This window comes from Streptomyces sp. NPDC051684 (genome assembly GCF_044453445.1).
Taxonomy (GTDB): Bacteria; Actinomycetota; Actinomycetes; order Streptomycetales; family Streptomycetaceae; genus Streptomyces.
The window spans coordinates 202,957-213,992 of the sequence record NZ_JBITCS010000013.1 but is presented as its reverse complement, the minus strand read 5'-3'; the positions used below and the strand labels follow the sequence as shown (position 1 = coordinate 213,992).

General features: G+C 69.6%; 10 protein-coding genes. 1 reads left to right on the top strand and 9 read right to left on the bottom strand.

Features of this window, described 5'->3' with window-relative positions:
* Nucleotides 1–651: 651 nt before the first annotated feature.
* The 3 genes from ACIA8D_RS18210 to ACIA8D_RS18200 are packed head-to-tail and all read right to left on the bottom strand — an operon-like array spanning nt 652 to nt 5,125.
* Nucleotides 652–1,458 (bottom strand): HAD family hydrolase, encoded by an 807-nt coding sequence (locus ACIA8D_RS18210; protein ID WP_399233244.1) that lies wholly within the window; start codon nt 1,456–1,458, stop codon nt 652–654.
* Nucleotides 1,455–3,956 carry a phosphoribosyltransferase gene (locus ACIA8D_RS18205; RefSeq protein ID WP_399233242.1) on the bottom strand — a complete coding sequence of 834 codons (2,502 nt, stop codon included), beginning with the start codon at nt 3,954–3,956 and terminating at the stop codon, nt 1,455–1,457. Before ACIA8D_RS18205 ends, ACIA8D_RS18210 begins: the two co-directional genes overlap by 4 nt.
* Nucleotides 3,953–5,125 (bottom strand): HpcH/HpaI aldolase/citrate lyase family protein, encoded by a 1,173-nt coding sequence (locus ACIA8D_RS18200; RefSeq protein ID WP_399233239.1) that lies wholly within the window; start codon nt 5,123–5,125, stop codon nt 3,953–3,955. Before ACIA8D_RS18200 ends, ACIA8D_RS18205 begins: the two co-directional genes overlap by 4 nt.
* Before the next feature lie 219 nt (nt 5,126–5,344).
* Here ACIA8D_RS18200 and ACIA8D_RS18195 point away from each other — a divergent pair, with 219 nt between their 5' ends.
* Nucleotides 5,345–6,205 carry a TerD family protein gene (locus tag ACIA8D_RS18195; protein ID WP_399233237.1) on the top strand — a complete coding sequence of 287 codons (861 nt, stop codon included), beginning with the start codon at nt 5,345–5,347 and terminating at the stop codon, nt 6,203–6,205.
* On the opposite strand, the gene ACIA8D_RS18190 is transcribed toward ACIA8D_RS18195, so the two are convergent.
* The 6 genes from ACIA8D_RS18190 to ACIA8D_RS18165 form a co-directional block, all read right to left on the bottom strand.
* On the bottom strand, nt 6,192–6,935 hold the full coding sequence (locus ACIA8D_RS18190) for a Tellurium resistance (RefSeq protein WP_399233235.1): 744 nt from the start codon (nt 6,933–6,935) through the stop codon (nt 6,192–6,194). The two genes, ACIA8D_RS18195 and ACIA8D_RS18190, sit on opposite strands and share 14 nt — an antisense overlap.
* 115 nt (nt 6,936–7,050) lie before the next feature.
* Nucleotides 7,051–8,196 carry a DUF475 domain-containing protein gene (locus ACIA8D_RS18185; protein ID WP_399233234.1) on the bottom strand — a complete coding sequence of 382 codons (1,146 nt, stop codon included), beginning with the start codon at nt 8,194–8,196 and terminating at the stop codon, nt 7,051–7,053.
* A gap of 70 nt (nt 8,197–8,266) precedes the next feature.
* Complete coding sequence (locus ACIA8D_RS18180) at nt 8,267–8,842, bottom strand: TerD family protein (protein ID WP_399233232.1); 576 nt, start codon at nt 8,840–8,842, stop codon at nt 8,267–8,269.
* Nucleotides 8,843–8,943: 101 nt separating this feature from the next.
* Nucleotides 8,944–9,519, bottom strand: coding sequence for a TerD family protein (locus tag ACIA8D_RS18175; protein WP_399233230.1), 576 nt, complete (start codon nt 9,517–9,519; stop codon nt 8,944–8,946).
* A 131-nt stretch (nt 9,520–9,650) separates the two neighbouring features.
* On the bottom strand, nt 9,651–10,109 hold the full coding sequence (locus ACIA8D_RS18170) for a peroxiredoxin (protein WP_399233229.1): 459 nt from the start codon (nt 10,107–10,109) through the stop codon (nt 9,651–9,653).
* 171 nt (nt 10,110–10,280) lie between these two features.
* On the bottom strand, nt 10,281–10,712 hold the full coding sequence (locus tag ACIA8D_RS18165; protein ID WP_266720038.1) for a DUF3052 domain-containing protein: 432 nt from the start codon (nt 10,710–10,712) through the stop codon (nt 10,281–10,283).
* Nucleotides 10,713–11,036: the final 324 nt, after the last annotated feature.

The following is an 11,036-nucleotide window of genomic DNA, read 5'->3' as shown; positions in this document are numbered from 1 at the left end:
CACCCGCTACGACAAACGCGCCCTCCACTACAAAGCCATGGTCACCATCGCCTGCCTACGACTCTGGCTGCCATGACTTTGCGGACACGACCTAGGGCCTGTCTTCAATCTCCCGTCGTCGCCCGGAGGGCGGCGCCGCGGCGTCTGGTGCGTGCGATCGCAAGGCGCCGGAAAGACCTAGTAGCGGAGCTACTCGGGCTTTTCGGCAACGCCGCGAGCGTGCGCACCAGGCCCCGCGAGCCCGGCCTGATCCAAACGACAAGCCCTAGGGGCTCCGCCCCGTCCCCCGCTGCTCAATCGCCGCAGGGGCTTGATATGCCCACCCGCCCCCTCCGGGGGCGTCGGCCTCACGGGGGTACCGCACCCACAACCGGCGACCTGCCACCGCCACGGCACCCCACCCGTCACGGCCAACCCCGCCCCCACCGCCTCGGGCAACCCGCCGCCACCACGGCTACCCGCCCATGACGGTCGGCCCCCACCGCCTTGGGCAATCTGCTGCCTTGGGCGGCAGGGTGGGCAAGGCGGCGCCCCGGTGCCGCGCAACAAGGAAGGCGGCCCCTGCCACGGCACGGTGAAAGCACGGTGCCACGAAACAGGGACGACGGCCCCGGCCACGACCAGGCCCCGGGAACCGGCACCGCGGCGGGCTCACAGCGAGCCGAGGAACCCCCGCAACACCGCCTCCCCCGCCATGACCCCACGTTCAGCCAACACCGTCACCCCGGGCGACACCCACCCGACATCCGCCAGCTCCCCGTGCCCCGGCCGCCACCCCCGGTCCACCACGCGGAGCAGATCCGCGTCCAGCAACGAGTCCCCCGCCCCCAGCGTCACCCCGGCCCCGACCCTCCGCGCGACCTCCGAAACCGCCGCCCCCTTGGTCAACGGCTTCGGCACGGCGTACACCTTCCGCCCCTGCAACGACACACCCCAGCCGACCCCGTCGGCCCACTCCCCGAGCTCCTTGACCCACCCCTCCGGCAGCGCCGCCCGGTCGACGACCAGATACGCGAACAGGTCCTCCGCGACCCGCTCCTTCAGCAGCCACGCCGGATCCGCCGCACCGACCATCCGCTCCCGCACCTCGCCGAGCGGCGCGCACTCCGAGTCCAGCCGCTCCCCCACCGCGCGCCGCCACTCCGGATCCGACACCCCGTCGACCAGGAGGTGCCCCCCGTTCGCACAGATCGCATACGTCGGCGCCGCCCCCGGCAACCGCACCCGCCCGTACTGCTCCCGCGTCCGCGTGGTCGTCGGCACGAACACCGCACGCCGCCCCAGCTCGACCAGGAGCTCGGCCGCGTCCTCGGTGACGTACGACAGGGGTCTGCCCTCGTACACCTCGACGCAGAGCAGCCGCGGCGCCTCCGCGTCCGGCACGGTCAGGCCGAGCGCGCCGGCGGAGTAGATGAGCGTACGGTCGAGATCGCTCGCGACGACGGTCGTGGTGGTCACTTGGCCGCCACCGCCCTGCCGTCCGTCCCCGTCGCCCCGCGCGTGAACTTCGGGTGGATCAACCCCACGCAGCTGTACGGCAGTTCGGCCACCACCTCGACCGGCACCCCCCGCTGCTCGGCCAGCAACCGCACATGGTCGAGGTCCGCCCCGGCATCGGCCCGCGCCAGGATCTTCCACGGCACCCGCCGCAGCAGCACCCGCGTCGTCTCGCCGACCCCGGGCTTCACCAGGTTCACGTCGTGGATCCCGTACTCCTCGCTGATCCGCTCGACGGCCGCCCAGCCCTCCCACGTGGGCGCCCGGTCGGCCCCCTGCAACTCCTTGACCTCGGCGTCGACCGCCTCGGCGACCTCCGCGAACTGCTCCTCCACCGCGTCGAGGAACCGCCCGGAGACATCCGAACCGGCCAGCTCGAAGTAGAACTTCGCGCCGTGGAAGTCGTCCGGCCCGACCAGGTCGGACCGCAGCACGGTCCGCGAAATCAGCCCGGACACCGTGGAGTTGAGGCACGCCGAGGGGATGAGAAAGTCCTCCCGCGTCCCGTACGTGCGCACGCACGAACCCGGATCGGCGAGCACGGCGATCTCCGGATCGAAGCCGCGCGGACCACCCGACTCCTCGAACTCCCGGACGGCCGCCGCGAGTTCCCGCGTGATGGCGCCCTTGCCGGTCCACCCGTCCACGAACACCACGTCCGCCGGATCGTGGTGCGCGGCGAGCCAGCGCAGCGCGTTCGCGTCGATGCCCCGGCCGCGCACGATGGACACCGCGTAGTGCGGCAGCTCCAGGCCGTGCCGCCGCTGCGCCCAGCGCCGCATCAGCACGCCCACCGGCGTCCCGGCGCGCGCGAGCGACACCAGGACCGGGCGCGGCGAGCGCTCGGCGAGCACCGTCTCGGTGACGACGCCCACCGCGTGGGCTATTCGTCCTGCCGACGCCTCAAGAGCCGCGTGGAACAGCTCCTGGTACTGGGCGCTGGGCTGGTACTCGACCGGCAGCGACTCCGCGTAGTGCGCGCCGCCGCCCTGAATGGCCTCCTCGCGCTCCTCGGTGGGCGCCTCCAGCTGCACGTCCGAGAGATCCTGGAGCAGCCACCCCACCTCGTCCGGCGCGTACGAGGAGAACGCGGGGCCGCGCAGCGGCTCGGGCAACGGCATGGGGGACCTTTCCTGAGGAACGTACGAGGGCACCACGGCCACGACCACCCGCGAAGCGTGCTCGGCGACCCGCTCCAACAGCCCGCCGGGCCCTTCGAGTTCGGCCGTGTCGCCCACCGAGTCGAGCACGACGACGACCGTGTCGAAGCCGCCCCCCGCGACGTTGTACGCGAACCGCTCCCCCGACCCGTCCGCCGGAGCGTCGTGCGCCGGGAAGACGAGGCGGCTGCGGATCGCGTAGCCGGGGTCGTCGACGGCGAGGACGGGCGAGCGCGTCGTGGTGGAGTACGCGACGTCGGCGCCCGCCGCCTCCAGCTCGGTGGCGAGGCGCAGCGGCGCGTACATCAACTCCTCGTTGCCGAGGACGAGTACGCGTCCCTCGCCGAGGTGCGGCGCGAGGCGCGCGGCCATCCCGGGCAGCGCCGCTTCGAGGCGCTCCCGGTGCCGCGGCGTGAATCCGTGCCGCCCTCCGTCCGGGACGTCCCGCGGCCAGCCGAGGTCGTCGAGGCGTATGAGCTCGGCGCGCTCCCTGCGGGGCGTGGGCAGCTGCCCGCCCTCGTGCGCAGCGACGAGCACCTGCCCCTTCTCGAGCACCCCGTCCGGCAGCTCCACCGTGCCGCGCGCCGCGACCACCAGGTCGACCCGCGCCCCCATCTCGCACGCGAACTCCTCGAGCCGCCCCTGGTCGCCGGGCGAGCGCATGTCGACGAGCGCGACGATCACGTAGTGCCGGCGCGCGTGCAGCTCGTGCAGCGCCCGGATGGTGTTCAGGACCGTGTTCCCCGTGGAGAACTCGTCGTCGACGAGGACCAGCGGGCCGTCCCCCGCGAGTAGCCGCGGGTCCTCGGGCAGCAGCAGGTGCGAGGTGGCGTGCGAGTGGGACTCCTCGAAGCCGCCCGCGCTGGCCACGCCCTCGACGGGCCTGCGTGTGGAGTGCAGATAGGGCGCGAGGGCGAGACCGTCGGCCACCGAGTGCCCGAGCCCCGTCGCGGTCTCCGCGTAGCCGAGGACGACCGCGCGGCGCGCCGCGTCGTCGCCCAGCAGCTCTCGTACCCGTACGCCGAGTTCGCGGCCCGAGCCCCACACCACCGAGGGGCTCTGTGGGACATGCTTGCCCAGGACGTTCGACACCAGCAGGTGCGCTCTCTTGGGGTTGCGGCGCAGCGCGAGCCCCAGCAGTCCGGGCAGCTCCCGGTCACCCGTCAGCCCGACCCCGAGCCGCTCGGCGACCCACTCCCCTGACCACACCACGTTCCCGCTGCCTCTCGTCCGTTCACGCACCCCGAATTCACGCACCCCGAAAGCCCGACCGTCCTCGTCGCTCATCTCGTCGCTCATCCCGGCAACCCGGCCGTCAGCAGCTCCACGAACCCCACGTCCTCGCGCGCCACCCCGAACGCCTCCGCGCGCCGCAACGTCCGCTCCGCCCACGCGCGGTGCGGCTTCACCTCGTTCATCTTGTTCGTGTACGCCGACCGGAGCACACCGCCGCCGCCCCGCCCGGGCCGCAGTATGTCGCAGGCGTCGCTGTACTCCTCGTGGCTGACCACGGAGAGCGCGTGCACGGGCAGCACGTGCGTGGGGTGGATACAGGTCTTGCCCAACAGGCCGTTGGCCCGGTCCAGCTCGATCTCGCGCAGCAGTCCGTCCATGTCGTGCTGGATGAGCGCCTGGCGCAGGTCGTCGGCCCGGCCCTCCAGGAAGGGGCTGCGGCGCAGCTGCGGCTTGAACATGCGCTCCTGGTGGCGGAAGTACTCCCAGACGGGTCCGGTCACCGTGAACCCCGTGCCGTCCGCCCGGCCCAGCAGGTTGACCACGTCACCGATGACGGAGGCCACGATCTGGACGTCGTACGCCGTCATGTCCGCCGGCCTGCGCAGCCCGTACGCCGAGCAGAAGTCGGTGACGCCGAGGCGCAGCGCGAGGACGCGGTCGCGGTACTTGTCGACGGTGCGGGCGATGCCGGCCAGTGTCTCGCCGCGCGTCTCCAGGTGCAGCAGGTCGGGCGACTCCAGGACCGGCATGGCGAAAAGCCGCCGCCCGGAGGCCGCCTCGGCGGCGGTGAGGGCCTCCAGGAACGGAACTCCCCGCTCCTCGGTGAACTTCGGCAGCACGAATCCGGACAGCAGATCCACGGAGTCGCCGAGCCGCGCGACGAGATCGGTGATCTGCTCGGGGTCCCGTACCCGGATGAAGAGCAGGGGCGGCTCGGCGCCCTCGGCGATCCTGCGCGCGAGGTCGGCGAACTGCCGCACGAGGTTCTCCTCGGCGCCCGGCACCTCGCCGTCGTGTATCGAGTCCTCCAGGCACAGCACCATGGAGACGACGCCGCGTCCGGCCTGCTTGAGCACGTCGTCCGCGAGCTGCGGCCGGGTCGCCGGACTGTAGAGCGTCGCCCCGAGGGCCGCCGCGAGCATGCGGGGCGGGGAGCCCGCGGTGAAGTCCCGCGGCTCCTCGTGGAACAGACGTTCCCGCACCTCAGGGGCGATGTGCCCGAAATGACGCATAAGACTCCCCCGTACTGCCGGACCACCCGAAATGATGTGGCCGGTAATAGTACGTACAAGGGTGTGTCAAAGGTTCCCGTCCGTCATGAAGTTCTGGTAACCGGCGCATGTCCCGCGCTGTTTCCGGCCTCGCACCCGCCGCGCGCTGCCCGCGCACAGAGATGTCGATCTTTGCACCCCGCGTTGTCCCGGCCAGGAGCGGGGAGGCAGGATGACCGCATGACGCACGCGATGCTCAAGGGGGCCAACGTCCCGCTCGACGCCACAGCGGTGCGCGCCGTGCTCCATTGGTCTCCGGGGCAGGGCGTGCCGACCGTCGACGCCTCGGCGCTGCTGCTCTCGGCGGACGGGCAGGTCCGCTCCGACGAGGACTTCGTCTTCTACAACCAGCCGCGCCACCCCTCGGGGAAGGTCTGGCGGCTCGGCCAGAAGCGCGTCGCCGACGGCATGACGGACACCGTCCAGGCGGACCTCTCGGGTGTCCCCGCGGAGATCACCCGGATCCTCGTGACGGCCTCCACCGACCCGGACGCCACCCCCTTCGAGACCGTGCGCTCGCTGAAGCTGTCCCTGTACGACGCCGGGTCCGAGGCCGCCGAGCCGATCGCGTACTTCGACATCAAGCCGGAGACCGGCGCCGAGACCGCGCTGATCTGCGGCGAGCTGTACCGCCGCGGCGACGGCTGGCGGCTGCGGGCGGTCGGCGAGGGCTACTCCGACGGCCTGGTGGGCCTCGCCACGGACTTCGGCATCTCCGTCGACGAATCCGCCGAGCCCGAGGGCGTTCCCGTCTCCGAGCCCGAGGCCGAGACCGCTCCGGTCACGCGCCCGCCCCTCACGCCCGCTCCGGCCTCCGAGCCCGCGCCGCCCCTCGCGGCCCCAGGACCGATGCCCGAGGCCGCGCCGGTCGCGGCGGCGTCTTTCCCGCTGCCGCCCCAGCAGCCGCCCTCGTACGGCTATCCGCCCGCGGCCACCACCCAGCAGCAGCCGCCCGCCTACGGGTACCCGCAGCCGGTGTCGGCGTGGCCCGACCCGGCCTTCAAACTCCCGCCGCAGGGGCCGCAGTTCATCGGCCAGTGACGGACTTGTAGCCGCGCCCCCACTGCAGGCCCCAGCCGTACAGCCGGTCGAGCTCGGCCTGGAACCCGTACACGAAGCGCACCTCGCGTCGCACGACGAGGTCGCCCTTCACGTTCTCGATGGAGACCACGGCGCACGAACGGGCCTGCGGCGCCCGCTCGTCGAGGCTGATCTCGATCCTGGGGCCGTTGCTCGGGTAGAGCGTCACATGGGCGTGCGTACGGTCGAACGCCGGCGTCTGGTCGTAGATGTAGACGAACACCAGCAGGCGCTTGATGTCGTCGCGGTGATCGAGATTGACGTAGACCGTCTCACCGGACGCCGAGCCGAACCGGTCGTCGCCGCTGAGCTTCACGTACGGCGCCTCGTTGAGCGCCCCGAAGAAACTGCCGAGCGGCTGTACGACGCCCTTCTCGCCGCTCTTCAGCTCGTACAGGCAGCCGAGGTCGAGGTCCACATTGACCATCGACTGGGTGTGTGCCTGCACCACATCGGGCTTGAACATGCTGAACGGATGCCGCATCAGGCTGTTCCGCTTGGGACCGCCGATGTCCGAAGTGCGCATCCGCCACGACAGGTTGATCCGGAGATTGCCGGTGGCCGCGCCCTGTTTGGAGAGCGAGACGACCGGATGCCGCTTGGTGAGTTCGATGGCGTTGGTCGCCGCGCTGCCCGAATCGAACTCGAACTGCGCGGAGTTGCCGCGCCATAGCCTGTCCCAGAAGGACATACCGCCCCCAAGTGCCGCCGTATACATGCCGACGGGGCGGCCGTTGAGGACTTGTCCTCGTACAACCGCCCCGCTCACAGCGTTCCAGGAATGCCCCAGGGGTCAAACCCGTGAATCAGACTCCTGATGACACCTCGGTCTTGTCCTGGCTCCCCGAGTCGCCCTCCGCCGCCGCGAGGCGCTTGTTGCGCCGCACCGAGGACAGGAAGGACCAGGCGATCAGGAAGACGCCGACCAGACCCGTGATGAGCTCGCTGACCTCGTACTGGATGGTGACCAGGAGGATCGCGGCGAGCGCGCCGATCGCGTAGTGCGCACCGTGCTCCAGGTACACGTAGTCGTCCAGGGTGCCCTGGCGTACCAGGTAGACCGTGAGCGAACGGACGTACATGGCGCCGATACCGAGGCCGAGCGCCATCATCACGATGTCGTTGGTGATGGCGAAGGCGCTGATGACGCCGTCGAAGGAGAAGGACGCGTCCAGGACCTCGAGGTAGAGGAACATGAAGAACGCGGCCTTGCCGGCGAGCAGCACCGCGGACTGCTGCTTGCCCTCGCGCTTTGCGCGCTCCTCCTCCTCGTGCTCACGCTCCTCCTCTTCCTCGATGCGGTGCTCGAAGAAGCTGGAGAGACCGTTCACGATGAGGTACGTGACGAGACCGGCGACTCCCGCGAGCAGGACGGTCGCCTGCTTGTCCACATGTACGCCGCCATGTTGGTGCGCGTTGAGCGCGACGGTCAGGGAGGCGACGAGCAGCACGATCAGGGCGATGCAGACCGACAGCATGTCGACCTTGCCGAGCTTGGCCAGCGGGCGCTCCAGCCAGCCCAGCCACTTGATGTCGCGCTCCTCGAAGATGAAGTCGAGGAAGATCATCAGCAGGAACATGCCGCCGAAGGCAGCGATGGACGGGTGCGCGTCCGTGACCAGCTGCTGGTAGCGGTCGGGCTGGTTGAACGCGAGGTCGACCGCCTCGACCGGCCCCAGCTTGGCGCTGATGGCGACGATCACGACGGGGAAGATGAGCCGCATGCCGAAGACGGCGATGACCACGCCGATCGTGAGGAAGATCTTCTGCCAGAAGGCATTCATCTTCTTCAGGATTCCGGCGTTGACCACCGCGTTGTCGAAGGAGAGCGAGACCTCCATGATCGCGAGGATCGCGACGACGCCGAAGGCCTGCCATCCGCCGTAGAACACTGCGGCGATCAAGCCGAGCACGGTGATCGCGAACGACCAGCCGAAGGTTTTCAGAACCACTGGCTACCCCATCATGTGAACGGGTTTCCCCGTGCTGGTTGTACGGGGCTCCCCCGCTCCGCGCACGGCTTTACGAAACATTGACCCCGAAGTCTAGAGCGATGCCCCGAAGCCCGGACGCGTACCCCTGGCCGACCGCCCGGAACTTCCACTCTCCTCCGTATCGGTACACCTCACCAAAGATCATGGCAGTTTCGGTGGAGGCGTCCTCAGAGAGGTCATAACGGGCGAGTTCCTGGCCGTCCGCCTGGTTCACGACGCGGATGAACGCGTTGCTGACCTGACCGAAGGTCTGGCTCCGGTTGTCCGCGTCATGGATGGAGACCGGGAAAATGATCTTGTCGCAGTCGGCCGGCACCTTGGAGAGGTCCACCAGGATCGACTCGTCGTCGCCCTCACCCTCGCCGGTGAGGTTGTCCCCGGTGTGTTCGACCGAGCCGTCGGGGCTCTTGAGCTGGTTGTAGAAGATGAACCACTCGTCGCCCATCACCCGGCCGCCGCTGCACAGCAGCGCGCTGGCGTCGAGGTCGAAGTCGGCTCCGGTGGTGGAGCGCGCGTCCCAACCGAGCCCGACCAGGATCTGTGTGAGGTTCGGTGCGGCCTTGGAGAGGGAGACATTGCCTCCCTTGGCGAGCGTGACGCCCATGATCGTGATCCTCCCCGAGGTGTGGTGGTGCTGTCGAGGGCGTCCGGCGCCGCACTGGGTGTGCGGCGCCGGACGGGATGAACGTGCTGCGGTGCTTCGGCTCAGACGTTGACGCCGAAGTCCTGCGCGATGCCACGCAGACCCGAGGCGTAGCCCTGGCCCACGGCGCGGAACTTCCACTCCGCCCCGTTGCGGTACAGCTCGCCGAAGACCATGGCGGTCTCCGTCGAGGCGTCCTCGGAGAGGTCGTAACGGGCGATCTCCGTGCCGCCCGCCTGGTTCACGACGCGGATGAACGCGTTGCGCACCTGGCCGAACGACTGCTGGCGGTTCTCGGCGTCGTAGATCGACACCGGGAACACGATCTTGTCGACATCGGCGGGGACCGACGCGAGGTCGACCTTGACCTGCTCGTCGTCGCCCTCGCCCTCACCGGTGGTGTTGTCACCGGTGTGCTCGACCGAGCCGTCCGCGCTCTTCAGGTTGTTGAAGAACACGAAGTCCTGGTCGTTGCGGACCTTGCCCTCGGCGTTCGTCAGGATGGCGCTGGCGTCGAGGTCGAAGTCCGTACCCGTGGTGGTACGGACGTCCCACCCAAGGCCCACGACCACGGCCGTGAGGCCAGGGGCCTCCTTGCTCAGCGATACGTTGCCGCCCTTGCTGAGGCTGACTCCCACGAATCCTCCCTATGGTCTCTAGGGGCGGGGAGCCCCCGTGCTGCTCTGGTATCGGATCAACGTCTGGATCCTAGTTACGGGTTCCCGCCCCGGCGAGGGATCCCGCAGGGTGTCGTCCGTCGGAGGAACGACTACAGGGCGTCGATCGCCTTGATGTACTCGTTCAGGTCACGCGCGTCCGGCAGGCCGTTGACGACGGTCCAGCGGACCACGCCCTCCTTGTCGATGATGAAGGTGCCGCGCACCGCGCAGCCCTTCTCCTCGTCGAAGACGCCGTACGCGCGCGAGGCCTCGCCGTGCGGCCAGAAGTCGCTCAGGAGCGGGTACTCCAGGCCCTCCTGCTCGGCGAAGACGCGCAGCGAGAACGGGGAGTCGTTCGACACGGCGAGCAGCTGCACGTCGTCGTTGACGAACTTCGGCAGCTCGTCGCGCAGCGCGCACAGTTCCCCGGTGCACACGCCGGTGAAGGCGAACGGGTAGAAGAGCAGCACCACGTTCTTCTCGCCCCGGAAGTCCGAGAGCTTCACGGTCTCACCGTGCTGGTTCTTGAGCTCGATCTCCGGAGCCTTGGTGCCGGCCTCGATCGCCATGGTGAAGCTTCCCTTCCGTGGGGCTGTTCGGGTGGCTTCAGCCTAGTTGGCCGCGCGCGGGCGCCGCCGCGCAGGTGGGTGCGGGATGTGCGGTCACGCGTGAGGGCCCCCGCGGGCGCTGTGGCGCACCTGCGGGGGCCCTCACGGCGGTTTCTCGTTCCGCCGGGACTGCTATCGCTTCTTGGCGGCTGCCTTCGGCGTTGCCAGACGGCTTGCGGTCCAGTCCTTACCCGCGCTGACGCTCTTGCTCGCGGTCAGGCCCGCCGTGGTGGCGGCCTCGCCGATCTCGCTGGCCTCGACGTATCCGTCGCGGCCGGTCTTCGGCGTCAGAAGCAGGATGGAGCCGCCCTCCTCCATGTAAGCGATGGCGTCCACCAGCGCATCAGTAAGGTCCCCGTCGTCATCCCGGAACCAGAGCACCACGGCGTCAGCCACGTCGTCGTAGTCCTCGTCGACGAGCTCGGAGCCGATGGCCGCCTCGATGGTCTCTCGGAGCTCCTGATCGACGTCGTCGTCGTAGCCGATCTCCTGGACCACCTGGTCGGTCTGGAAACCAAGCCTCACGGCAAGGTTCGTTTCCGCGTGGTCCGCGGTCGCGCTCACGGATTGCCTCCTGATCGTGTTTACGAAGTTGTCTACAGCCTCGCGTACGCGCGAAGCATTGGCCGTAGTCCACACGTGCGCGACGGATCGCGCAAGTACCCGGCCGTCAAGACCGCCGAAACGGTGACTTTCCAGGCCGTGTCACCGCAACTCCTGTCAAGGATCCCCGCTGGCCAGTGATGTATGCCACAGCGATCTGTCAGCTTTGCCCGTCACTGCCCGAGCACGGAGGGCGACCGGGGTCCTGCGGCCCCCACGGAACACCTGAGCGAAATCGGCGTATCGTGGCGGTTTGAGCGCCGCGGCTGGTGGGATGCGTACCGG